This is a genomic window from Cylindrospermum stagnale PCC 7417 (assembly GCF_000317535.1).
Taxonomy (GTDB): domain Bacteria; phylum Cyanobacteriota; class Cyanobacteriia; order Cyanobacteriales; family Nostocaceae; genus Cylindrospermum; species Cylindrospermum stagnale.
The window spans coordinates 1,868,751-1,893,091 of sequence record NC_019757.1; the positions used below are offsets into that span (position 1 = coordinate 1,868,751).

Consider the following 24,341-nt stretch of genomic DNA (forward strand, 5'->3'; position numbering starts at 1 on the left):
TTAATCTGATTTTTCATTCAGGAAAATTGCTGAACGTTAAGATGTTGGTTGCAACTCCTTGACAATGGGAGATTCTATGCATTTTGATTTACCAAATTTGAGTGACATACTCCACACACTCCCTTTCAGGTGAGTGTGGGCTTCTCAACGACTCCTAATCCGGACATTAATTGAGCTTTAAGACCGTGTGTCCCACGGTTCTTGATATTTATAGCCGCGTTCAAGTCCCTACACAAACTTGTATGGCATACAGGACAATTGTGCATTCTTTGAGATAGCGGCTTTATTACCTTGGAACCACAACTAGAGCATTCAAGGCTAGTACCGTTCGGATTTACAGCGATTACTTTTAAACCAGCATTCTCGGCTTTGTTTGAAAGTATGGTTATGAACTGTCCCCAACCAGCATCGTTAATACTTTTTGCCAATCTTGTTCTAGCGAGTCCTTTTATGTTCAACTTCTCAACAGCAATAACATCGTACTTTTTGAGTAAAGTATTTGCCGTTTTAAAGTGGAAATCTTTGCGGTTATCCGATACTTTCTTGTGTTGAATACCCAGGTTTTTAATAGCTTTTTTACGACGATTAGATCCTTTCTTTCTGCGAGAAACACGACGCTGTGCAGATTTTAATTTACGTTCAGCTTTACGCAAAAACTTAGGGGCGGCAATTCTCTCATCATCTGAGGTGACAATAAAATCAATTAAACCTACATCAATACCAACAATCTTATTAGCATTAAAATCAGGTTTAATTATTGGAACTGTCTTGTCGTCAAGACTTAGGGTTACATAATACCCGTCTGCTTTTTTAGTGACAGACACGGTTTTAATATCAAACCTATCTGGTATTTGACGATGAACAATTACTTTTATATCACCTATTTTTGCTAGCGTAATTTTGTTATTTACAAAGTGATGTTGTTTGAATTGAGGAAACGTAAATGTTTTATATTGCCCTGCGCTTTTAAATCTAGGTCTACCCGATTTTTTGCCATTGCTGTCACCTTTTAGCCATCTATCAAAAGCTATTTCAACTTTCTTCGGGACTTCCTGTAGCACCTGAGAATAAATTTTTTTGTACCAAGGACGAGCTTTTTTAAGTTGAGTTAATGATGCTTGCTGACTAAAGCGGTTAGGCTGATCTTTCAGTTCTGGTAAATGGCAACCGAAAATGGAACATCTATCTATATAGCAACGATTTTGCTCATACCAATCAAAGCGTTGAGCAAGTTGATAATTGTACTGACACCGCAGCATATCCAGCGTTTTATCAATTTTTCCCGCTTGCTCTTTTGTTGGCTTTAATCGGTACTGGTAAGATGTTCTCATTTTTTTGTTTTCCTTCGACCTGTTTGTATAGTAACATAAAGGATAGCCGTTGACTACCCATTATGAAAAATAAAAGACTAAGTCTGAGAATCAGCGAAAGAAGAATGCGAGTATTGCAAACTTACGCTGCGACTAAAGACAAAACTATTACGTCTTTGGTAGAAGATTGGATAGATTCTCTTAAATCAGAAAATGTTCATTCGTCATTGACCAACGATCCTGACTGAACTGCGTTCAATTTCGTCTGTTGGTCAATTCCTCACTCACGCGCATTCATCCCACACTCATTCGAGTGAGATGTGGGACTTCTGCTGTTTCTGTTAAATCACTGGGTTACTTTGGAGTATGGGGAATTATCTTGGCTGAATCTGGCTTGTTGATTGGTTTTTTTCTACCTGGGGATAGTTTATTGTTCACAGCGGGATTTCTCGCATCTCTGCCGAAATCAGAGCTTAACATCTGGGTGCTGATTTTTGGTGCTTTTGTATGTGCTGTGCTTGGTGATAATGTTGGCTATGCTACAGGACATAAATTTGGTCGATTCCCCAATTCCCGCCTAGGCAGGACTCGGAAACCAGGAGAAAGTGCCAGAATAAATGTTGCAGACCAAAGCGTCAAGGCACGGTGATGATGTCACTTAACACCAACCTCTACCTGTTATTGGAAAACCTTGTATTTTTTGCGCTGGCTACATCTTTGATTGTAGTTTTGGGCTGGGCCTGGAGAGACGCTAAACCATTCAGCCTTCCTGAACCGCTACCGGGGTGGTTTAAAATCTGGATTGGTTCGGTGCAGGCGCTAGGAATGCTGTTGCCGCTGCTGGTAATGTTATTGTGGGGCCTGTGGTGGGGCTACACTCCGGTGTTAGCCGTGCTTGGTTGGTATCTTGTGATGCTAGGGTTGCAAATCTTATCAGAGATTCTGGCATTGAGGCAGTATCACAGCGTAGTTTGGGTGATGGTTCCTTATGTATATCTGCCTTACCGCTTCTGGCAGTTATATGAGGGTTGGACGCTGTTGGGTTCAGAAACCAATTTACTCTGGGTACGGAATTTATTGATTTTGGAATTGGTAGTCTGGATTGTGAACTATGCCTTAGATGTGTCGCAATTGCCCAGGCTGTTGCGTTGGGAAGTGAAATCAAACGCTGATAGCAGTATCACTTAACGTTTCAGAAACTCTGCAAAAGCTGATAACGTCAGACAAAGGAAAATATATATTTGTGGATGTTAAAGCTTGAAAACGCGTTCTAATTATTGGCAACTGCTACCTTATATTCGACCCCAGTGGTCAACCATCGCTAAGGGTTTAATTGGGATCTTTGGATATGTGCTGGCGACATTAACCCTAATTAATCTTGCGGGTAAATTGGCGATTCCCTTTGGAGAGGGTAATATCATTGCGATCGCGCAATTGACGGGAATTTGTGCCTTGGTATTTCTGGTACGCGGCTTTTTTCAGTCTGTGCAAGATTTATACATGGCGAGGGCGGCTTTAAGAATTGCCTTTAATCTCCGCCAGCAAGTCTACGCCCATTTGCAAAAGCTGAATCTCAGCTATTTTGAAACCGCCAAAGCAGGTGATTTATCTTACCGGCTCACGGAAGATATTGACCGTGTGGGGGAAGTGGTAAATAAACTCTTTCACGATTTTACCCCCTGCGCTTTACAGTTGGTGGCAATTCCCATCTACATGATTTACCTGAATTGGCAACTCACACTAGCCACGGTGATTGTGGCCCCGCTGATGGGGATTTTAATTGGCTGGTTTGGTGAACGGTTGCAAAAATATTCCCGTCGCAGTCAAAATCGGGTGTCGGATTTATCGGCTATCCTCACGGAAGTTTTCAATGGTATCCGTTTGGTACAAGCTTTTGCGGCGGAAAACTACGAAATCGCCCGATTTAGCCAAGAAGCAGAACGCAGTCTCAGTGCGAAATACTCAGCGGAACGACTGAAGGCGATTCAGATTCCCATAGTCGGATTTTTGGAAGCTTTGAGTGCGTTATCGTTGCTGATGGTGGGAACCTGGCAAATTTCTCAACGAAATTTGACAGTGGCGGAGTTTTTTAGTTACCTGACTGCGGCGGCGTTGTTAATTGATCCGATTGGTCACACTACTAACAACTACAACGAGTTTAAGCAAGGTGAGGCATCGGTTGACCGCGTTTTTGAGTTGATGGCGATTCAACCGACAGTTGCAGAAAAACCACAGGCGATCGCACTTCCCCCAGTCAGCGGTAAGGTAGAATATCGCCATGTCAGCTTTGCCTACAAACCCGGTGAGCCTGTAATCCAGGATATCAGCTTGTTAGTTATGCCTGGGGAAGCGATCGCACTTGTGGGGGCTTCTGGTGCTGGTAAAACCACCTTTGTGAATCTGTTACCCCGTTTTTACGATCCGGAAGTTGGGCAAATCTTGATTGATGGCGTTGATATTCGGGATGTGACTTTGCATAGTCTGCGGCGACAAATTGGCATAGTTCCCCAAGAAACCATCATGTTTTCGGGGACGATTGCCCAAAATATCGCTTTTGGACAAGATTATTTTGATCTGTCAGCAGTTGAGAATGCGGCTAAAATTGCGAATGCCCATCAATTTATTATGCAGCTACCAGAAGGTTATCAGACCTGGGTGGGTGAGCGTGGGGTAAATTTATCTGGTGGACAAAGACAAAGAATTGCGATCGCACGTGCTGTGTTACTCAACCCGCAAATCTTGATTTTGGATGAAGCGACATCGGCGTTAGATTCTGAGTCGGAAGCTCTGGTGCAGGAAGCATTGGAGAGATTGATGCAAAAACGCACTGTTTTGATTATAGCGCATCGATTATCAACGGTGAGAAAGTGCGATCGCATTTTGGTTTTGGAACAAGGGCAAATTGTGGAATCAGGAACTCATGCGGAATTATTAGCCCTTAAGCGTCGCTATGCCAGATTTTACGCCCAGCAATTTAGTTAACAGGACTTCTGCGAAATCTTGAAGAAACAAACCGCAAAGAACCCAAAGGAAGAAAACTAAGAAGAGAGTTTTTGCGTAAGTCCTAGTACAGGTTGGCTCGACGGGAAGACAAATATAGTCAGGTTAAAAATCGTTTCGGCGGACGTATTAAGGCATCAGGGTGTGGCTAGTAGCGCTTTCTTGGAATGAAAAATTAGCAACTAAAAAATTTATTTCTACTCTATAAAAAGAAAAAATAACTATAACGATTTTTGCTTGGATGGAATACGCGTTGGGTACACAGCAATGCTGTGTCCCTACGAATAATCTGTATTGCACACAATTCATCAACCCAATTCTGGAATGCAAAAAGGAGCATCTGAGAGAATTTGCCCGATGCTTAACGTAGTTGGTAGAGTCTCTATTCAGGTGTTTAGCTTAATCAAAAAGAAGCCCCACATCTGACCCGAAGGGCAGTGTGGGATGAATTTTTGGGCGATGACGAATTGACCCACAACCAAATAAATCTGTAGGATTGACAGGACAGTGGCTCGATGAGGAATCGCCATTTTTGACGTTAAGCGAATCGATAAAATCCTAAATTACATTGGTCATAGTTTTATCCTGTTGAGCCGAATATAAACGCAGTTTATTTAATCTACGCTCGGATATTGTCAGATTCAATGATTTGTTTTTCATAAATACTTGTACGTTTATGCTATCGTTTGTATAGGTCGAAATCAAGGACAAAAAGTGAAAATCTCATATCAGTACAAAATTAAACCAACTAAAGAACAGGCGGAAAAAATTAATAAAACACTGGAAATGTTGCGTTGTCAATATAACTACTTGTTGGCTCAAAGATTGGACTGGTATGAGATGAATCGTAGTCCTATTGATAGATGTCCATTAATTTGCCATCTGCCCGAATTAAAAGAACAGCCTAACTATTACAATCAAAAAGCATCTCTAGTTCAACTCAAATTAGATAGACCTTGGTACAAAGATATTCACTCTCAGGTACTTCAAGAAGTTCCTAAGAAAGTTGAATTAGCTTTTGATAGATGGTTAAAAGGTGACGTTAATGGCAAGAAATCAGGTAGACCTAGATTCAAGGGTCAAGGACAATACAAAACTTTTACTTATACCCAATTTAAAAGACATCATTTTGTTAACAACAAAATCACGCTATCAAAAATTGGAGATATCAAGGTAATTGTTCATCGCCCAATACCCGTTGGTGAAGCCTGCCCGAAGGGCTTAGGATTTGAGATCAAAACTGTATCTGTCACCAAAAAAGCGGATGGTTACTACATCACTCTCAGCCTTGATGACAAATCAGTTCCTATCGTTAAGCCTGACTTTAATCCTGACAATATTGTTGGCATTGATCTTGGCTTAATTGATTTCTATGTAGCTTCTGATGATTCTAGAATCAAAGCACCTAAATATCTACGCAAAGCTGAACGCTTGCTTAAATCATTGCAGCGTCTGGTATCAAGGCGGAAAAAAGGTTCTAACAGACGCAAAAAAGCTCTTAAAAAATTGGGTAAACAGCATAAAAAAGTGGCTGATACTCGTAAAGATTTCCACTTTAAAACAGCTAAATTACTACTCGATAAGTATGATGTTATAGCTGTGGAAAAATTGAATATCAAAGGACTCGTTAAAACTAAATTAGCTAAAAGTATTAATGATGCTGGTTGGAGTCAGTTTTTAACCATACTTTCAAACAAAGCCGCGAATGCTGGTTTAAAAGTAATCGCTGTAAATCCGAACGGTACTAGCCTTGAATGCTCTAATTGTGGTTCCAAGGTAATAAAGCCGCTATCCCAAAGAATGCACAATTGTCCAGTTTGTCATACAAGTTTGTGCAGGGATCTAAATGCGGCTATCAATATCAAGAACCGTGGGACGCACGGTCTTAAAGCTCAATCAATGTCCGGATTAGGAGTCGTTGAGAAGCCCACACTCACCTGCAAGGGAGTGTGTGGAGTACGTCACTCAAAACAGATAAAGAATGACTAATAAGCAGACCTAGATAACCAATAAATAGTTACACCCAAAGCCGACCCAGCTATTACCTGAACAGGTGTATGTCCGAGTAATTCCTTGAGGCGGTCTTGGCTAAATTCATGCTTTTCATCAAATAGTTCATCAATCATTTGATTGAGAATACGCGCTTGTTTACCGGCGGCTTGACGAACTCCTGCGGCGTCGTACATGACGATGATGGCAAAAACTGTAGCTAGAGCAAAGTCAGGAGATGCCCAACCAATAGTTTGCCCGACACCAGCTGCAAGAGCTGTCACCAAAGCTGAGTGGGCGCTGGGCATACCGCCAGTGGTGACTAAAACACGTACATTCAGTTTGCGATTTTTGACTATTTCGACTACAAGTTTCAATCCTTGAGCAATGAAACAAGCTACCAGAGCAACCAGCAGAACCCGGTTGTCTAAGATGCTGCCTATGTCCTGCATGGTATTTTGGTTAGGTTAATAAATATTAGCGACGGTGTTTTTTGAGGAAACATGATGAGATGCAACCCAAAAGCCAAAATCCAAAATTGGACTAATGATTACGACTGACGATGTAATGAGCGATCGCTTGGAGAGGTAACGCTTTTTCCCCAAACGGTGCTAATTCCGCACAAGCTGCCTCAACTAGCTGTGTAGCCTTAGAGCGTGATTCCTCAATTCCCCAAAGGCTAGGATAGGTTACTTTCTTGGCTGTGAGGTCTTTACCAGCGGTTTTGCCTAATTGCTCTAAGGTAGCGGTGATATCCAAAATATCATCGATAATTTGGAATGCCAGCCCAATACTTTGAGCGTAACGAGTGAGTCGTTGGATATCTTCAGATGATGCCCCGGCTAAAAGCCCACCACAAACAACCGAAGCTTCTAATAGGGCGGCTGTTTTGTGATTATGAATGAAATTCAGGGTTTCTAGAGAAATATCTAACTTACCTTCTGAATCCAAATCCACCACTTGACCGCCAACTAAACCAGCAGCCCCCAGCGCTTTGCCTAAGCGGGCAATTACCTGTAATACTCGCTCATGTGGCACATTTGCAGGGGTTTGTGTGGCTGGAAACTCAAAAGCTAAAGCCAACAAACCATCTCCAGCCAAAATTGCAATATTTTCGCCATAGACCTTGTGATTCGTGAGTTTGCCGCGACGGTAATCATCGTTATCCATTGCTGGCAGGTCGTCGTGAATCAAGGACATAGTGTGGATCATCTCTAAGGCGCAAGCTGTCGGCATGGCCATATCGATTGTGCCGCCCATCATTTCACAGGCAGCAAGGCAGAGAATGGGGCGTATCCGCTTGCCTCCTGCTAATAGCGAGTAGCGCATTGATTCGTAAATCTTTTCTGGATAAACGACGGGAATCGATTGATCCAAAGCAGTGTTACAAAGCTTTTGTCGCTCTTTGAGATAGGCGGCGAGGTTTAACTTGGCTTCCTCTGGTGTTTTTTGAAGATTGTCCGTTGCTACCATGCTTAAATTCCTGAAACTTTTGGTTTTTTTTGCATATAAGTCACAATTTTACGGTGTCCTGGTTCGGAAAGATTCGCCGAAGAATGAGGAACGAAGTTCGATGGCAATTCATCAAAGATCAAGCCTCACGCTTTTGTCGCCCGCAAATAGCTAGAGACTGTATTTTGCAACAACATGGCGACAGTCATCGGGCCAACGCCGCCAGGAACTGGGGTGAGAAATTCTGCCACACCAGCGGTTGCTTCCAAATGGACATCGCCGACTAAACGACTTTTGCCATTGGCGTCAGTGACGCGATTCATTCCCACATCTACCACAACAGCACCTGGTTTCACCATATCAGCAGTAATCAGTCCCGGAAGACCTGCTGCTGCAATTAGAATATCAGCATTCTGGGTGATGGCTTTCAAGTTGTGCGATCGCGAGTGAGCAATGGTAACGGTAGCATCTGCCTCCAATAACATCAACGCCATTGGTTTACCCACTAAAATACTGCGTCCCACCACTACTGCCTGTTTTCCTGCCAGAGGAATTTTATATTCTGCCAACAGCCGCATCACACCAGCCGGGGTGCAACTGCGTAAACCCGCCTCTCCCCGGACTAATCGCCCCAAGTTAACCGGGTGCAGTCCATCGGCGTCTTTGTCGGGGTGAATTTGATGTAAGAGGGTGACAGCGTCTAAGTGCTTTGGCAAAGGTAACTGTACCAAAATGCCATCTACTCGTGGGTCGTGGTTAAGTGCCGCAATCACATCCTCTAGTTCCCCAAGGCTGGTATTGGTGGGAAAATGCTTGCCAAAAGAGGCAATACCCACTTTAGCGCAGGCTTTTTCCTTATTGCCTACATAAGCGGCTGAAGCTGGGTTGTCGCCAACCATCAGCACGGCTAAACCAGGGGGCCGGCCAATTTTGGGTTGTGATTCTGTAATGACAACAGTCAGTTGATGATAAATTTTTTCGGCTAACGCTTTACCATCAAGTAGTTTGGCAGTTTGTCTTTCCATGAGAACTTCCAGCTATATTCGCTTTTAGTCGTTTCCCCAGTCTAGAGTCAAAATATTTAACTCTTAAACCTTGAGAGTTGACTGTGATCGCCTTGCCCTTTGTTGCCGTAGCGTCTCTCAAACAGCAAGACCATATTGTTTATCTTCTCAGATCAGCGGTGTCAACTTAAGGATAAAGAATAAAAGGATCAAGACAAAACCTTTTTTTGGACAGCACAACATAGTATGGATGGGAACTGACTTGAGAAAACTGGCGACAAGGCAAGCAATCATGCGAAAATTTGCTCAACCTGTAGCTTTTATGGAGCTAGCGTTAAATTTCTCCCTCCTGTCCTTGGGGATGCCGAGGATTGTACCCTACCGCCTGGGATTGACCTTTTTGCTGGTAGGGGGACTTTGTAGTTGTGGTAAATTAACACCCTCTGGCTTAAGTGGCAATAAACCGATAATTGGCGCTAACATCACCCCAATTCGGGAAATTAAACCACAACAAAACAATCAGGCTACAGTTTATATCCAAGGTACGGTGTCTAAGCAAGCTCCCCTGATCAAGCAGCGGGTGTATCAAATCAATGACACAACTGGCAAAATCTGGGTAGTCACCAATCAAACTAATCTCCAAGAGGGACAGCAGGTGGTGTTTAGGGGTAAAGTTCGCTATAGGAGTATCCCTTTAGCTGGCAAAGAGTTTGGGGAAGTTTACTTAGAGGAAGAGTAATTTATGAATGATCAATTTGTGCATGTAGCGATCGCTATTCTCTACCAAGAAAACAAGTTTCTCATGCAGCTGCGAGACAACATCCCCGGTATTGCCTATCCAGGTTGCTGGGGACTGTTTGGTGGTCACATCGAAACGGGTGAAACCCCAAATGTCGCACTCAAGCGGGAACTGATCGAAGAAATCGGCTACGATTTACCGTCGTTTTCCGAATTTGGCATTTATCCTGATGAAAAAGTTGTCCGTCATGTTTTTCAAGCACCACTTTTGGTGGAATTAAATCAACTGGTGCTGAGTGAAGGTTGGGATTTGGGGTTATTGACGCCAGAAGATATTCGCCGGGGTGGCGGTTATTCAGCTATTGCTGGTGAAGTGCGACCATTGGGGTTAACACATCAGCAAATTATGCTGGATTTTATCGAAAAAAATCATCAATCATCAGTGGTGAGTTAGTGACAGAAAACAGAAAATCTTTGAGCATTTTTTGGATTTTGCCATCTTCCTCGAAGCATATCTTTTACAGCATCGCTCTTTAGGCGGGGTTTCGCCATCGCTCAACCCAACCTACAATTATGATGATTGCTTTCAATGGGTTTGCCTACTTGCAGCCCTATTTCCTGACTAGCAATCAGCTTTTTGATTAATTCAGCACCCAGTCACAATCAACTAATAACTATAGTGGAGTCACCATCATGCAATCAGCAAACAAACTACCACGATGGTTAAATATCGGATTGGCATTCCCCGTAGCCATTCTCAACGGTTGGCTACTACTCCAGCTTGTGCAGTACTTTCAACCCCAGGTAAGCATTTGTGCCGCTGCCGTCCTCCTCGCTTTTGTCTTGAACTACCCCATCCAGTTTCTCCAAGGACGTGGGGTGCAGCGTAATCTAGCAATTGGCGGAGTTTTGCTGTCGGCTGTGGTAATTTTAGCGGCTGTCGGCATCACCTTGGTTCCCCTGATTATAGAACAGCTCAACGAGCTAGCTAACATTTTACCGAGTTGGATTGAATCTGGTTCCCAACAACTCGATGCTTTCCAAATTTGGGCGGCGAAACAACAGCTACCGGTGAATTTAAGCGGTTTAGTCACTCAAGTTTTAGACCGGTTATCTAGTCAATTTCAGTCTTTTACTGGTAAAATACTTAGTTTTGCTTTCGATACCATCGGTGTTGTCGTCAACGTGCTGCTGGCGGTGGTTCTGACGATTTATTTGGTATTAAATGGCGATCGCTTGTGGGATGGAATTTATCAATGGTTTCCCACGCATATCGGCACAAAAGTCCGGCAATTACTGCGAGAAGACTTTCATAATTATTTCATCGGTCAGGCGACATTAGGCGCTGTGTTGGGAGTAACAATTATACTGGCGTTTTTGGCGCTGCGAGTTCCCTTAGCACTACTTTTTGGGATTGGGATTGGCTTATTCTCGCTGTTTCCCTTCGGTACGGGGATAGGAATTGCCATTGTGAGTCTGTTGGTATCATTACAAAACTTTTGGTTAGGTGTAGAAGTTTTAGGCGTAGCGGTAGCAATTGACCAAATAAATTCTAATATCATTGCACCACGACTTCTAGGAAATTTGACTGGTTTAAATCCTGTTTGGGTAGTGATTTCTTTGTTGATAGGTGCGAAATTAGGCGGCGTTTTAGGTTTGTTAATTGCCATTCCCATTGCCAGTTTTATTAAAGATGTAACAGATGCTTGGCGGGCGGGTGAATTTAACCAAGAATCGGAATCTATTAAGGTGGCGAGTGAGGTTGAAGGTTTAAGTTTAAACGCAGAGGTTCGCTAAGGTTTTTTTTGGATGAGGTTAAAGATTTTAATCAAATTTAGATGAGTAGCTAAATAGGGGCAGAGATGGAAGGTAAAAGATTTATTCACAAAATTAAATTACAAAATTTCCTTTCTTATGGAAGTGAGGGAGAAGAAATTGAATTACAACCGCTAAATGTGTTAATTGGTGCCAACACTTCTGGTAAATCTAATTTAATTGAGTCCTTGGGAATTTTACGGGCAACACCTACAGATTTACCTGCCCCATTTCGTCAAGGTGGAGGGGTGAGTGAATTTTTATGGAAGGGTGGAAATGAGATTCCAGTAGCAGAAATTCAAGTTACTGTTGATTATTCAGAAGTAACTCAGTCATTAGATTATAAGTTGAAATTCACCTCCACCGGTCAAGGACTAGATTTGATAGATGAAGTAATAGAAAATAAATCATCAAATTCTAGTGATAATATTGTCGCTGACTTCTATACAAATAACAGGGGTTCTCCAACTTTAAGCAAAGGAATTAAATATATTCAGCCAATAAGTTTAACTCCAAATCAGTCTATTCTTTCTCAAATAAAAAACACTGTACAGTATCCAGCAATTTCATATTTAGGTAATCGGTTTGCCAATATAGCGTTATATCGAGAATGGGGTTTAGCGCAAATTTCTGAAATTAAAAAGCCTCAAAAATCAGATTTGCCCGGACATCCTCTTTTAGAAAATGGGAGGAATCTGGGATTATTTTTAAACAACTTACAATACAAAATAGGTAATAAAGTAGTTATTGAAAATCTGAAAAAGCTTGATGATGCAGCAGAAGAACTCAGGATAGAAATTCATGGCGCTACAGTACAGATATTTATTTGTGAAGAAGGTCTGAGTCAACCAATTTCTGCAAATCGCTTATCAGATGGAACGCTGCGTTATTTATTTTTAATGGCGTTACTACTTGACCCAAATCCACCACCACTTATTTGTCTTGAAGCACCAGAAATAGGTTTACACCCAGATATTTTACCAACGATTGCAGAAATGTTAATCAAAGCATCACAGAGAACACAATTAATTGTGACAACATATTCTGATACTTTGCTTTCTGCTTTAAGTGAATATCCTGAATTAGTTTTGATTTGTGAAAGAGATGAAAAAGGCTCTCACCTCCACCGTCTTGAACCTGATAAACTAAAAGATTGGTTAGAAAAATATACTCTCGGCGACCTTTGGCGAATGGGTGAAATAGGAGGTAATCGATGGTAAATTATATATATTGAGTCCGCGCAGGCGGACTTTGTTTGTGTAGACGCGATTTCTAATCGCCTAGTATTAATTAAGTGTATTTAGTGAAAGTAAATTTTGGAGTTGGTCATGCTTAAACAACTCATTCTCGAAAATTGGAAAAGTTTCCGTTATGCAGAACTCCCACTAGACCCTTTAACGGTTCTTATCGGAACAAATGCAAGTGGTAAATCTAATGTAGTTGAAGCCTTGGAATTTTTGCAAAGAATCGCTAGAGGTGAGGATATTAAAACAGCGCTAGCAGGAGATAGAACAATTGTATCTATTCGCGGTGGTGTAGAATGGGCTGCACATAAACCGGAAACTCAGTTTACGTTAAAGGTAATGGTCACAGGTGAGGATGATGGAACAGATTATTTGTATGTTAATAAAACGCAAACCCTACCTATAATAAAAGCTATTGAAGAATATATTGAACAACATGATTCTGTAGAAAGTAATGCCGATAATAAGGTGAAAAAATTTCCTGTCCTCCTTGATTATCCTAACAAAAGTGGTATGAGGCAATTAAGGTCTCTTGTAGATTGGAATGATATTACTATTGATAATAATAATTTCAAAATTAATACTAGCGGTAGTGTTCTTATAGGCAAAGAATTGTATGATAATGACTTTAATTTCACAGATAAAGCTCAAAAATGTGTGAGTTCCAGTATGGAAAATATTTCAATTCTAAATCCAGTCCCATCTAAAATGCGCGAGTATTCTAGGCTGGCTGACATCCTAGAAAGTGATGCTTCAAATATTGCAGGTGTACTAGCAGCATTACCTGACGAACAGAAAGCCGGAGTTGAATCAAATCTATCTTACTACATCAAAGATTTACCAGAAGGTGATATTACAAAAGTATGGGCGGAAAAAGTAGGCAGATTTGGTACTGATGCCATGCTATATTGTCAAGAAGAATGGAAACCTGGAGAAATCACAGAAATTGATGCTAGAAGTATGTCAGATGGAACTCTGCGGTTTCTAGGAATTCTCACCGCACTACTCACCCGCCCAGAAGGTAGTCAAATTGTAATTGAAGAAATAGATAACGGTCTGCATCCTTCCCGCACACAATTGCTAGTGAAAATATTACGAGAAATTGGCACAAAAAGAAAAATTGATATTTTACTTACTACTCATAACCCAGCTTTGCTTGATGCATTAGGTCCCGAAATAGTCCCCTTTGTAGTTGTCGCACATCGTGACTCAGAAACCGGCGAAAGTAAACTTACCCTTTTAGAAGATATTGAAAATCTGCCTAAATTACTAGCATCAGGTTCTTTGGGTAAACTAGCAACTAAAGGCGCTATTGAAAAAAGCCTTTCCGATAAAAAATAACTATAAATATGAGAAAGGTTTTAATTATTGACACATCAATACTTGGCGTTTATTTGGGTGTTCCTCGTAAAGAAACTTGTGGTTCAGATGATGATAAATGGGATAAACAAAAAGTTGATGCTCGTTTTCTAGAAGAAGAGCAAAACGGGACAACTTTTATTTTACCCTTAGCTACTATTATAGAAACTGGTAATCATATTGCCCAAGGCGCTTTAAAGCGTTATGAAATTGCTCAAACTTTCGCTAACATTCTGGTAAAAGTAGCAGAGGGAGAAATACCTTGGGCTGTTTTCACCACTCAGTTAGATGAACTTTGGAGTGCTGAAAAGCTAAAAGAGTTAGCTTTAGAATGGCCGACATTAGCATCTAGGAATATTTCTATCGGTGATGCCACAATTAAATCTGTAGCTGAATACTACGCCGAAAGCGGTTTCGAGGTGGAAATTCTCACCGGTGATGAGGGACTAAAGGCGTATCAACCTGTTACTTCACCGCCAATTCCCCGACGAAGGATGAATAAACTTTGAGCGATCGCATCCCCGAACCCACAAAACGCTATCATCAGGATATTGTGGTTTCTCCGTGTGTAACATCCTAAGCATCTATGACCGCCTCCCCATCTGCAACCCAACCAACGGAACCCAATAACCCTAGTGCGCCCCACACCAACACGCAACTGGTAGACCGCAGCAAGCTGAGTAAGATGTACCAGCACTATGTAGAAATGAAGGATAAATATCCGCATGCGCTGTTGCTGTATCGGGTGGGTGACTTTTTTGAAACATTTTTCCAAGACGCTGTAATTATCTCCAGAGAACTAGAACTGGTTCTCACCAGCAAACACGGCGGCGAAATTGGACGCGTCGCCATGACAGGTGTACCCCACCACGCATGGGAACGCTACACAACCCTGTTGGTGGAAAAAGGCTACGCTGTAGTGATTTGCGACCAAGTGGAAGACTCCGCCGATGCTATCGGTTTGGTCAAACGTGAGGTAACGCGCATCCTCACACCGGGGACTTTGCTAGAAGAGGGAATGCTGAAAGCAAGTCGCAATAATTACCTAGCAGCGGTAGTAATTGCCGCAAATCATTGGGGTTTAGCTTATGCAGACATCTCCACCGGCGAATACCTGACAACTCAAGGTAGTGATTTAGAACATCTGACTCAAGAATTAATGCGGTTGCAGCCTTCAGAAGTGCTGTTTCCCACCAACGCCCCCGATTTAGGTAGTTTATTGCGTCCGGGGGAAACTTCGCCTTCACTTCCCCAATGTTTACCACCTTCATTTTGTTATAGCTTGCGATCGCAAATTCCTTTTTCCCAAGCAGAAGCTAGACCTAGATTATTGCAGAAATTCAAAGTGCGATCGCTAGAAGGTCTCGGTTGTGAACATCTCCCCCTCGCCGTTCGCGCCGCTGGTGGTCTGCTGGAATACCTGGAAGATACTCAAAAAGCCAACACCGTCGTCCTCCAAACCTTACGCACCTATACGATTACCGATTATCTCATCGTTGACCAGCAAACCCGCCGTAACCTAGAAATCACCCAAACCGTCCGTGATGGCACTTTTCACGGTTCCCTGTTGTGGGCATTAGATAGAACTAGCACAGCAATGGGTGGGCGTGCTTTACGGCGATGGTTATTGCAACCCCTCCTCGATATTAAAGGCATTCGTTCCCGCCAAGATACGATTCAAGAATTGGTAGAAAATACCCCTTTACGTCAAGATTTGCGCCAGTTGTTACGGCAAATTTACGACTTGGAACGGTTAACGGGAAGGGCGGGTTCCGGTACGGCAAATGCGCGAGATTTGGTAGCTTTGGCTGATTCTCTCTCCCGCTTACCGCAACTATCCCGCTTAGTCGCTGATGCCCATTCGCCTTTTTTGAAAGCTTTGCAGAAGGTGCCACCTGTGTTGGAAGAATTGGCACAAAAGTTACACCTCCACATCGTAGAATCACCACCGATACATCTCAAGGAAGGGGGGTTAATTCGTCCGGGAATTAATCCGCAGTTGGATGAGCGAAAGGCGACTGTGGAAGGAGATCAGCAATGGATTGCTAATTTAGAAGTTGATGAAAGAACGAGAACGGGAATTCCTAATTTGAAGGTGGGATTTAATAAAACTTTTGGTTATTACATTAGTATTACCCGTAGTAAGTCCGATACTGTACCGCCTAATTACATTCGCAAACAAACTCTGACAAATGAGGAACGTTTCATTACTCCAGATTTGAAGGAACGGGAAGCGCGCATTCTCTCGGCGCGGGATGATTTAAATGAGTTGGAATATGAGATTTTTGCCTCTTTGCGGGCTGAGGTGGGACAGTTCGCGGAGATAATTCGCAATCTTTCTCGCGCGGTGGCGGCGGCGGATGTGTTGTGCGGGTTGGCTGAGTTGGCGGCGCATCAAGGTTACTGTCGTCCGGATATGGTTGCGGGGCGGGAGGTTGTGATTTTTGATGGGCGTCATCCGGTGGTGGAACAGTCTTTACCTGCTGGGTTTTTTGTGCCGAATTCTACGGGGTTGGGTGGAGAAACGAACCGCCAAGACGCAGAGGGCGCCAAGGAGGAGGAGGAGAAGCCTGATTTGGTGATTTTGACGGGGCCGAATGCGAGTGGGAAGAGTTGTTATTTGCGTCAGGTGGGGTTGATTCAGTTGATGGCGCAAGTTGGTAGTTTTGTGCCGGCGCGGTTGGCGAATTTGGGAATTTGCGATCGCATTTTTACTCGTGTGGGGGCGGTGGATGATTTAGCCACTGGTCAATCTACGTTTATGGTGGAAATGAATGAAACGGCTAATATTCTTAATCATGCCACTTCTCGGTCGTTGGTTTTGTTAGATGAAATTGGCAGAGGAACGGCAACTTTTGACGGCTTATCAATAGCTTGGGCGGTGGCGGAATATTTGGCGGTTGATATTCGGTCGCGGACAATTTTTGCTACGCACTATCATGAGTTGAATGAGTTGGCAACTATTTTGCCAAATGTGGCTAATTATCAAGTGACGGTGAAGGAGTTACCTGACCAAATTATCTTTTTGCACCAAGTCCAACCGGGAGGTGCTGATAAGTCTTACGGTATTGAGGCGGGAAGGTTGGCGGGTTTACCTGCGGTGGTAATTAAACGGGCTAAACAGGTGATGGGACAAATTGAGCAACACAGCAAAATTGCTATGGGTTTGCAAAATTTGGAATAGTCAATTGATTAGTTGAAAATTGAAATAACTCGAATACTTGTAGAGGAGGTGCATAGGTTTTGTTTGTTTCTCTGTTGTCACAAATTCCTCTGCACCAACTGACAATGCCACCGCCAGATGTAGGGCGTCCATTGCCGCCAAACCATACTGACAACCAATTTTATAGGCATCTTCCACAATCTGTTCTAAATCATTAGCCCAGTAAGTGACAGCACTAAAAAAAGCTTCGTAAAATTCGGCTTCGGTGGTTTGTCGGTTATAAATGGCCTTGGGAAGCACTTCTAATTTAACAAAATCGCTGGCAGCAAACTCACGTTCAGAATCTTCTAAAATAGATAATGCTTTTTCAGACATTTCCCCTACACCACGCGCCGCTGTAACTAGTACGCCAGCATCAATAAAGGTTATCTTCATTCCGTAAATTCCTGTAACCCACCTCGACTGCTAGTAATTTCTTTTTCAATATCATCTTGAGTTAGCAAAGGCGCACCAGAAGCAACTATTTTAGTACGAAGTTGCCGCAAACGTTCTCCTAGCGGAGTTTTAGTTTTTTGGGTTAGTGGATGCTCTACGGTCTTGATGTGGAGAAATTCTACAAAATCTATAACTTCCTGCTGTTTGTCTTTTGGTAATTCCCGCCACTTTTCTAACAACTCATTTTCTGCGCTCATTTCTATTTCACCGACTCAATTATTTTATTAATAGCTTTCTCTATTGTCTACCTCTGAACTAGTAGTTTCCACCTTTCGGCTAGTAGTTTCCAGCTTTAGGCTCGGAGTTTCAAGTTTTGAGCTAGTAGTTTCGGGTTCTGAGGTGGAAGTGTGGAGTGGCTATTGAAAATTTTCTGTAGTTGCTGGTAGAGAATTGCGCGTCACCGCCAAAATACCCAATGTCCTAACCAGCCTAAAGCTAAACCTATTCCTGAAGTTACAGCTATTGTGAGAAATGTGTATTTATCGCTGAAACGCTCTTGTAATCTATCCCTAACTTCAATAATATTAACCATTATGAAAAATGTGATAGAGATAGTCAAAGCTCCAGCCATACTCCCAAATGTACCCCCACCTATATATCCAAGAAAAACACCTAAACAGCAGAAAATCAAAGCAGCAAGAAAACTACCCAAAAACTTAGTACCTACACTTACATTATCTGGGTTGCTTATATAAAATGTAATAGTAGCCAAAGTCCCTGCTAAAGCCATAGCCCAATTCCCATACCAATCCCAAGTTATTGCTACAGTCACAGCTATAGCCATAGAACCAGCTGTAGCTACAGCCCCAACTCCATCCCCAGCAACAGTTTTAACCCTAGCAACAGCAACAGCCCCAAACAAAGCCCAAGTTATAGATATGGCTTCAGCCCAATCACCAACCATTTTCATACTTAGAGCAACAGCTACAGTTCCAGCAATAGCAACTGAGTAAGGCATCTTTTCAGCCCAGGTTTTCTCAAATAACACCAAAATTACAGAGAAAAGTATCATCACAGCTAAAGCCCCATTTATAGCTGGTGGTCCGGACGGTTTATTGGGCATTGCTAACAAAAAACCTATCCCAGCGTAAAGTAAAAGATATACTATCAACGCTAACCAAGGACTTGAAGGAATTGGTGGCTTAACTACCTGTGGTTTGACAGGCTGCGACACGTCCAAAAAATTCAGCAACGCTTCCATAGTCTGCGGACGGTTTTTCGCTTCCAACGCCATCCCTTTGAGGATTGCTTTATTCAACTTATTGCTGATGCTGGGAACAATTTCCTTCGGTGGAATGAGACGAACAGCGTATAACTTCCGGTCTAAAGAAGTAGGCGGTTTTTGACCAGTGACAGCAAAATAGAGAGTGGCAGTTAAACAGTAGACATCAACTGTAGGATTGCGATCGCCACTCATCTGCTCATAAGGCGCAAATCTCTGGTTTCCAGGATTCATTGAGCTTACTGTAGTAGGAACCAACTCACCCGCAATCCCAAAATCAATTAATATTGCTTTGCCATTAGGCCGCAACATAATATTTCCAGGGTGAGCATCTCGATGCACCAACCCTGCTTGATGTACCACCGTCAATGCTTCCCCAATTTGGCGAAAACATTCCAAAATTTCCGCTTCTGGTAATGCTCCCCTGCGACTGACTATATCAAATAAGTTTTCCCCGGCGATGTAATCCATCACCAAACAGTGAATTTCACCTTCTTGAAACAGGTCAATCACTCCCACAATATTGGGATGGGGGTCTTGAGACAGACGCGCTAACATCCGTCCTTCTTTAATAAAACGCTCTACATACTTGTCATAATCTGGATCTCGGCTGAGAAATTCGTTAGGAGTTTTAATTACTACCTGTTGCCCTAGCTGGAGGTGCAGTGCTTTGTAGGTAATGCCAAAACCACCCTGTCCTAAAACTTCCTCAATCCGATATTTACCATTTTGTAGTTGCTTCCCTGCTGCCCAGACCATGTATGTTTTCTGGTGATTTTACTGATGAGGGTGATGTAGCTATAATCATACCCTAAGTCGTAGGGGCACAGCAGTGCTCATGAGTGTCAACTTAAGCTCAAACCGTTGTCCCACAGCCGTTTGACCCCACCCCTCAATCCCCTCCCCTCATGAGGGGAGGGGAGGTTTTGCGCCAGCAAAACCGGGGTGGGGTTCTTCTGGATTAATTGGTAATTGGGTAAATGTTGTTATACCGCCGTTACCAGGTTTTAACGTTAAGTTGACACCAATGAGCAGTGCTGTGCCCCTACCCCGCGTCTCGATTGCATACAATACACAATGTAGAGACGTTACATGTAACGTCTCTACATGATTATTTGGGGTGTATTTAATCCAAATGCCGCCCTTTTAACTAGGGTTTTTGGGTAACTGCTGGACTGGGTGTAATCGTTGGGGGATTATCAGGAGACGGTTTGAATATAGCAATCCAGGCTGGTATACCTACCAAAAGTGTAACTATTACCCCTGCGGCTGTCCAAATTACTGACCAACTGATTTTCGGGTCTGGTTTCGCGGGAGAAGTATCTGGTACTGCATTTACACTGGTTAATCCCAATGCATCTAGCCATTCGCGCACAGATTGGGGACGTTTTTTAGCGTCTAATTTCATTCCTTCAAGAATTTGGCGATTTGTGCGATCGCTAATTTGCGAATTCAGTTTTTTAGGATTTACTAAAGGTTTTTTATTTAGTTTGCGCTTAATGGCACTCACAGGAATTTTCCCAGTCAGCAAAATGTAGAGGGTAGCCGCTAAGGAATAAATATCAGTGTAAGCTCCTGTGGGTTGACCTTGTTGGGAATATAACTCTAGGGGGGTAAATCCTTCAGAAGTTTCTCTGGTGCGTGCGGTGGTGAGGGTATGGTCAAAATCCAGCGCCAAACCAAAATCAATCAAAACCGCTTCTGGCTTACCATCCCGCACTCTAAGCATAATATTTTCTGGTCTGATATCTCGATGAATCAATTGATTTTCGTGAACCACAATCAGCGCTTCACCGATTTGCCGAATATATGTCAGCGCTTGGGATTCAGACAGAATTTGTTGAGCGCGATCGCCTAAACTGATGCCATCAATATATTCCATTGCTAGACACCAGTGGGAATCTTGCTTAAATGGTGCTTCAACTTCCACAATATGAGGATGTCGAAACCGAGCAAGTTTCACGGCTTCTTGCAAAAACATCGACTCCAGTCTGTCCCGTTCTTGTGGTGTTAGGGAGTTCAACAAATCATCATTTAAGGTTTTAATAACTAAGCGATCGCCATTCCCATCTTTTGCTAGATAAGTAATCCCAAAGCGTCCTCGGCCTAACTCTCGCTCAACAGTATATCTACCACCTTGCAATTGCTCTCCTGCTCCCCAAGCCATTCTTACTCCCGTTGTGGTGTTTGTATCAATCTTTGCACATTTTTCTGAATTGCTAGGGATAAAGGAGTAAATTAGGCGGCTCAAGCGGCTTTAAGGTTAACTATTCCTCTGTGACTAAATTCATCGTCTGCGCCTTCTCCAGACAAACTTTAAACTTTTCCGCCAACACCTGTACATAGGGTTTATCGAGTAGAGAAAGGTGAGAACCAGGAATATAATGTATTTCTAATCCGCCCATCACAATTTCACCCCAGCCAAATTGCGGCTCATATTTCACACCTACAGCATCGGCTCGATTTTCATCCTCAGTCCGCAATAGAGTAACTGCACCTGGGTAAGCTTCAAAGGTATATCCCCAGAGAGCCTGGGAATTAGCACTAATAACGTCTAACTGCTTCTTTGTGGAATCTATCTGTTGAACCATTTCTAATACTTGAGATGCGGCATTTAAGTAAGACTTATATTTCTGTTGAAGATGGTATTTAGCCAATTGGCTCAAATTCATCGCCTTATGCCAAATGTAATCAGGCCCTTTGTGGACAAGATTATCTAAATGCAAGGGAATTCGCTTCAGCAACGATAAGCGCTCACTATAACCAGGACGACAGGTATCAAACATAGCCAGAAGTCCCACCTTTTGACCTTGTCTGTGGAGTTGTTGCGCCATCTCAAAGGCAACTACACCGCCAAAAGAGTAACCCCCCAGCAAATAAGGGCCTTGGGGTTGAATAGTTTGGATTTCTCGAATGTAGTGAGCTGCCATATCTTCCACGCGGGTATAAGGAGGCTGTTTTCCATTTAGCCCTTGGGGTTGTAGCCCATAAACTGGCTGTTCCGTTCCTAGATAAGTGACTAAATCACGATAACAAAGCAGTTCACCCCCTTGGGGGTGAATTAAGAAAACAGGTGGCTTGGAACCTTGTGGTTGCATTGCTACTAGAGATGACCAAGTCGCTATTGATTGATTCTGTAAGTCTTTCTTGGCTTCGGCGCGGATTATTTGCGCGATCGCTTCCACTGTATCAAATGGAAAGAGCGCGGCGAGGGGGAGTTTTTTGGCAAATTTAAGCTCTATTTCAGCGAATAAACGCACGGCTAACAACGAATGCCCCCCCAATTCAAAGAAATTATCCTTCACCCCAATGGGTTCAATACCTAAAACTTTTTCCCAAATTTCTGTTAGCTGACATTCTAAATCATCACGGGGTGCAACAAAAGTTGCTGTCATCTCTGGCTGTGCTAAATTAGGGGCTGGCAAAGCCAAGCGGTCTATCTTACCATTGGGTGTTAATGGCAAGGCATTCAAGAAGACAAAGGCACTAGGCACCATATAATCAGGCAATTTATTCTGCAAATATTGCCGTAGTTCTCTAGTGGTGGGTACTGGTTGTTGTTTAGGAACAATATAAGCGACTAAACGTTTATCTTCTGGGATATCTTCACGGGCGACAACGACAGCTTCTTTGATAGCGCCAGTGTTGAAAAGTGCCATCTCAATTTCTGTAACTTCAATTCTGAAGCCTCTAATTTTCACCTGAAAATCTTTTCTTCCCATGTGAACCAGACAGCCGTCAGCCTCAATTCGTCCCAAATCTCCAGTCCGATAAATCCGTTCGCTTCCACCTTGACAATCTGGGATAAATACAGCATTTGTTAGTTCTGGCTTTTGCCAATAACCAAGAGCTAAATATTTACTTTTAACGGCAATTTCGCCCACCCCATTCTTAACTTCAACCCCTGCTTCATCAAGCAGCACAATATCCATATCCTCAACTGCATAGCCAATTGGTACAGTGCTATTTTTAATTTGGGTGTCTTGCTCAACAATAAAATTTCGGAAAGTTCCGGTTTCAGTTGCTCCTAAACTCGCATACAAAATACAGTTTGCCGAAAAATGCTTTTTATAAAGTTCTACATCTCTTTGCAAGGTAGCCTCACCACCCAATTTAACCAAGCGAATTTTGGGAAACTGCTCTCTACCTGTGAGAGTATCTACAAAATGTCGAAAGAGTGTGGCAAAGGAATGATAAATAGTTATTTCTTCTTGAATCAACCAGTCAACTAGGTTGCTTAATCCCTCTTCTTTGACATTAAAAGAGTAGAGAGATGCACCATTTAGTAAAGTATAACAAATACACAATATTCCACCCAATGCACTACATGAGTAGAGGAAAATTACCCGATCCTCTGGGCTGATGAGTAAAGTGTTAGTATCATTCATGCAGTAGTGCAATGCATTGCGATGACTCTGCACTACTCCTTTTGGCTTTCCGGTCGAGCCGCTAGTATAAATTATGTATGCTGGCGTATCTGGGACTATTTTAATAGTTGGATTTTTAGGGTAAATATTGTGTTCGATATCATCAATATTAAATATCTGACATCCATTAACAGCTAATTTACTTGCCAAAGTCAAATTTTGATTGTTGGTGACTATCAAGACGGCTTGTGAATCTGCTAAAATATAAGCCAGCCGCTCAAGGGGAAATGAAGCATCTAAAGGTACAAAAATCTTTCCTGTCTTTAATATTCCCAAAATAGTGGTAATGTAACTTGCACTTTTTTCCAGCAAAATTACTATTACTTCTTGCTTTTCTCCTCTCAAAGAAAGGATGGATTTTGCTAAAATATTAGCATTGTTGTTTAACTGTTCATAAGTGAGTGTTTCTGTCTGGGTTTTGACAGCAACAGATTGGGGATACTTGCTAACTTGTTCTTCAAACCGACTAGCAAGTGATTGCTCAATATCTACTTTCTTAAATTTATCAAATCCTAGAGGCGTTGTAATCAGACGGTTGCAAACAAATTGTTGCTTTAAAGCTGTCTTGTTAATTGGTCTATAAAGATTACTCATTGATAGTCTAAAAGTAATAACTAAATGATTAGTGACTAGAGGAATTTAGGTTTTTACTCATCAGATTGAGTCGCTAAATTAATGACAAAATCAAGATGTAATATCTCCAGTTAGTTTCTTTTTTAATTCATGCTTAGTTGCTTGGCTGGTTCCAATTTGCTAGAATTTTCCAGGAGAAATAAAAAAAAATGAGTTTTATCTAAATGTGCCGGAAAATCAACGTAGAGTTTTAGCCTTAATCTAAATGTGCAATAGGAAATTTACAGGACGATCAATGTTAGATTTTGCTCAATATAAGACACCATTTGCAGCGATTTTGCTTTTGAGAAGTCAGCAAAGCTTTTGAGGTGATGAATAAAAATAGATAGTACAACTTTTTAACATTGTCCGCTAGGATAACCTATCAGCTTTCATCAAATCTTTATTTAAGCTTTAAGATAAAATATGATAAATTCCACTTTTAAAACTGGCACATTAGGTAATCAAAAAGTTTAATTATTATCTACCAGATAAATCTCAGAACAAATCT

At 42.2% G+C, this 24,341-nt stretch carries 20 protein-coding genes; 11 read left to right on the top strand and 9 right to left on the bottom strand.

Annotated features, from left to right (window positions below; translation table 11 throughout):
• Positions 1-125: 125 nt before the first annotated feature.
• Entirely contained in the window at positions 126-1,331 is a 1,206-nt protein-coding gene (locus tag CYLST_RS07660; protein ID WP_015207135.1) for an RNA-guided endonuclease InsQ/TnpB family protein, read from the bottom strand.
• A 247-nt stretch (positions 1,332-1,578) separates the two neighbouring features.
• On the opposite strand from CYLST_RS07660, the gene CYLST_RS07665 reads away from it, so the two are divergent.
• The 4 genes from CYLST_RS07665 to CYLST_RS07680 all read left to right on the top strand — a co-directional run bounded on the left by CYLST_RS07665 (position 1,579) and on the right by CYLST_RS07680 (position 6,299).
• Positions 1,579-1,959, top strand: a complete 381-nt coding sequence (locus tag CYLST_RS07665) for a DedA family protein (protein ID WP_245587479.1) — start codon at positions 1,579-1,581, stop codon at positions 1,957-1,959.
• A complete protein-coding gene (locus CYLST_RS07670; protein WP_015207137.1) occupies positions 1,959-2,498 on the top strand; it encodes a hypothetical protein in 540 nt (179 codons plus the stop codon). The genes CYLST_RS07665 and CYLST_RS07670 overlap by 1 nt, the downstream gene beginning before the upstream one ends.
• A gap of 69 nt (positions 2,499-2,567) precedes the next feature.
• Positions 2,568-4,292: an ABC transporter ATP-binding protein gene (locus tag CYLST_RS07675; protein WP_015207138.1), complete on the top strand. Its 1,725-nt coding sequence runs from the start codon at positions 2,568-2,570 to the stop codon at positions 4,290-4,292.
• 732 nt (positions 4,293-5,024) lie between these two features.
• Positions 5,025-6,299 carry an RNA-guided endonuclease InsQ/TnpB family protein gene (locus CYLST_RS07680; RefSeq protein WP_015207139.1) on the top strand — a complete coding sequence of 425 codons (1,275 nt, stop codon included), beginning with the start codon at positions 5,025-5,027 and terminating at the stop codon, positions 6,297-6,299.
• On the opposite strand, the gene CYLST_RS07685 is transcribed toward CYLST_RS07680, so the two are convergent.
• The 3 genes from CYLST_RS07685 to folD form a co-directional block, all read right to left on the bottom strand.
• Positions 6,296-6,751 carry a divergent PAP2 family protein gene (locus CYLST_RS07685; protein WP_015207140.1) on the bottom strand — a complete coding sequence of 152 codons (456 nt, stop codon included), beginning with the start codon at positions 6,749-6,751 and terminating at the stop codon, positions 6,296-6,298. The two genes, CYLST_RS07680 and CYLST_RS07685, sit on opposite strands and share 4 nt — an antisense overlap.
• Before the next feature lie 91 nt (positions 6,752-6,842).
• The gene (crtE, locus tag CYLST_RS07690; RefSeq protein ID WP_015207141.1) at positions 6,843-7,772 is read right to left on the bottom strand and encodes a geranylgeranyl diphosphate synthase CrtE; all 930 of its coding nucleotides are present in this window, start codon (positions 7,770-7,772) and stop codon (positions 6,843-6,845) included.
• Positions 7,773-7,897: 125 nt separating this feature from the next.
• Entirely contained in the window at positions 7,898-8,776 is an 879-nt protein-coding gene (gene folD, locus CYLST_RS07695) for a bifunctional methylenetetrahydrofolate dehydrogenase/methenyltetrahydrofolate cyclohydrolase FolD (RefSeq protein ID WP_015207142.1), read from the bottom strand.
• Between the two features lie 229 nt (positions 8,777-9,005).
• On the opposite strand from folD, the gene CYLST_RS07700 reads away from it, so the two are divergent.
• The 7 genes from CYLST_RS07700 (at position 9,006) to mutS (ending at position 17,095) form a co-directional block, all read left to right on the top strand.
• Positions 9,006-9,494 carry a hypothetical protein gene (locus CYLST_RS07700; protein ID WP_015207143.1) on the top strand — a complete coding sequence of 163 codons (489 nt, stop codon included), beginning with the start codon at positions 9,006-9,008 and terminating at the stop codon, positions 9,492-9,494.
• Positions 9,495-9,497: 3 nt separating this feature from the next.
• Entirely contained in the window at positions 9,498-9,947 is a 450-nt protein-coding gene (locus CYLST_RS07705; protein ID WP_015207144.1) for an NUDIX hydrolase, read from the top strand.
• Positions 9,948-10,246: 299 nt separating this feature from the next.
• Complete coding sequence (locus tag CYLST_RS07710; protein WP_425389081.1) at positions 10,247-11,290, top strand: AI-2E family transporter; 1,044 nt, start codon at positions 10,247-10,249, stop codon at positions 11,288-11,290.
• A gap of 65 nt (positions 11,291-11,355) precedes the next feature.
• On the top strand, positions 11,356-12,528 hold the full coding sequence (locus tag CYLST_RS07715) for an AAA family ATPase (protein ID WP_015207146.1): 1,173 nt from the start codon (positions 11,356-11,358) through the stop codon (positions 12,526-12,528).
• Positions 12,529-12,636: 108 nt separating this feature from the next.
• Positions 12,637-13,893, top strand: a complete 1,257-nt coding sequence (locus CYLST_RS07720; RefSeq protein ID WP_015207147.1) for an AAA family ATPase — start codon at positions 12,637-12,639, stop codon at positions 13,891-13,893.
• Positions 13,894-13,901: 8 nt separating this feature from the next.
• Entirely contained in the window at positions 13,902-14,420 is a 519-nt protein-coding gene (locus CYLST_RS07725; protein ID WP_015207148.1) for a hypothetical protein, read from the top strand.
• 77 nt (positions 14,421-14,497) lie between these two features.
• On the top strand, positions 14,498-17,095 hold the full coding sequence (gene mutS / locus CYLST_RS07730; RefSeq protein ID WP_015207149.1) for a DNA mismatch repair protein MutS: 2,598 nt from the start codon (positions 14,498-14,500) through the stop codon (positions 17,093-17,095).
• On the opposite strand, the gene CYLST_RS07735 is transcribed toward mutS, so the two are convergent.
• From CYLST_RS07735 to CYLST_RS07755, 5 genes are all read right to left on the bottom strand, one after another.
• Positions 17,096-17,509, bottom strand: a complete 414-nt coding sequence (locus CYLST_RS07735; RefSeq protein WP_015207150.1) for a type II toxin-antitoxin system VapC family toxin — start codon at positions 17,507-17,509, stop codon at positions 17,096-17,098.
• Positions 17,506-17,766 (bottom strand): DUF2281 domain-containing protein, encoded by a 261-nt coding sequence (locus CYLST_RS07740; protein ID WP_015207151.1) that lies wholly within the window; start codon positions 17,764-17,766, stop codon positions 17,506-17,508. The genes CYLST_RS07735 and CYLST_RS07740 overlap by 4 nt, the downstream gene beginning before the upstream one ends.
• Before the next feature lie 200 nt (positions 17,767-17,966).
• Positions 17,967-19,550: a serine/threonine protein kinase gene (locus CYLST_RS07745; protein WP_015207152.1), complete on the bottom strand. Its 1,584-nt coding sequence runs from the start codon at positions 19,548-19,550 to the stop codon at positions 17,967-17,969.
• A gap of 391 nt (positions 19,551-19,941) precedes the next feature.
• Positions 19,942-20,958, bottom strand: coding sequence for a serine/threonine protein kinase (locus tag CYLST_RS07750; RefSeq protein WP_015207153.1), 1,017 nt, complete (start codon positions 20,956-20,958; stop codon positions 19,942-19,944).
• A gap of 100 nt (positions 20,959-21,058) precedes the next feature.
• Entirely contained in the window at positions 21,059-23,812 is a 2,754-nt protein-coding gene (locus CYLST_RS07755) for an AMP-binding protein (protein ID WP_015207154.1), read from the bottom strand.
• Positions 23,813-24,341: the final 529 nt, after the last annotated feature.

Bases quoted from the DNA above. Each gene is read 5' to 3' on its own strand.
- CYLST_RS07660 (WP_015207135.1), bottom strand. From the start codon at position 1,331: ATGAGAACATCTTACCAGTACCGATTAAAGCCAACAAAAGAGCAAGCG.
- CYLST_RS07670 (WP_015207137.1), top strand. From the start codon at position 1,959: ATGATGTCACTTAACACCAACCTCTACCTGTTATTGGAAAACCTTGTA.
- CYLST_RS07685 (WP_015207140.1), bottom strand. From the start codon at position 6,751: ATGCAGGACATAGGCAGCATCTTAGACAACCGGGTTCTGCTGGTTGCT.
- crtE (WP_015207141.1), bottom strand. From the start codon at position 7,772: ATGGTAGCAACGGACAATCTTCAAAAAACACCAGAGGAAGCCAAGTTA.
- folD (WP_015207142.1), bottom strand. From the start codon at position 8,776: ATGGAAAGACAAACTGCCAAACTACTTGATGGTAAAGCGTTAGCCGAA.
- CYLST_RS07700 (WP_015207143.1), top strand. From the start codon at position 9,006: ATGGGAACTGACTTGAGAAAACTGGCGACAAGGCAAGCAATCATGCGA.
- CYLST_RS07705 (WP_015207144.1), top strand. From the start codon at position 9,498: ATGAATGATCAATTTGTGCATGTAGCGATCGCTATTCTCTACCAAGAA.
- CYLST_RS07715 (WP_015207146.1), top strand. From the start codon at position 11,356: ATGGAAGGTAAAAGATTTATTCACAAAATTAAATTACAAAATTTCCTT.
- CYLST_RS07720 (WP_015207147.1), top strand. From the start codon at position 12,637: ATGCTTAAACAACTCATTCTCGAAAATTGGAAAAGTTTCCGTTATGCA.
- CYLST_RS07725 (WP_015207148.1), top strand. From the start codon at position 13,902: ATGAGAAAGGTTTTAATTATTGACACATCAATACTTGGCGTTTATTTG.
- mutS (WP_015207149.1), top strand. From the start codon at position 14,498: ATGACCGCCTCCCCATCTGCAACCCAACCAACGGAACCCAATAACCCT.
- CYLST_RS07735 (WP_015207150.1), bottom strand. From the start codon at position 17,509: ATGAAGATAACCTTTATTGATGCTGGCGTACTAGTTACAGCGGCGCGT.
- CYLST_RS07740 (WP_015207151.1), bottom strand. From the start codon at position 17,766: ATGAGCGCAGAAAATGAGTTGTTAGAAAAGTGGCGGGAATTACCAAAA.
- CYLST_RS07745 (WP_015207152.1), bottom strand. From the start codon at position 19,550: ATGGTCTGGGCAGCAGGGAAGCAACTACAAAATGGTAAATATCGGATT.
- CYLST_RS07750 (WP_015207153.1), bottom strand. From the start codon at position 20,958: ATGGCTTGGGGAGCAGGAGAGCAATTGCAAGGTGGTAGATATACTGTT.
- CYLST_RS07755 (WP_015207154.1), bottom strand. From the start codon at position 23,812: ATGAGTAATCTTTATAGACCAATTAACAAGACAGCTTTAAAGCAACAA.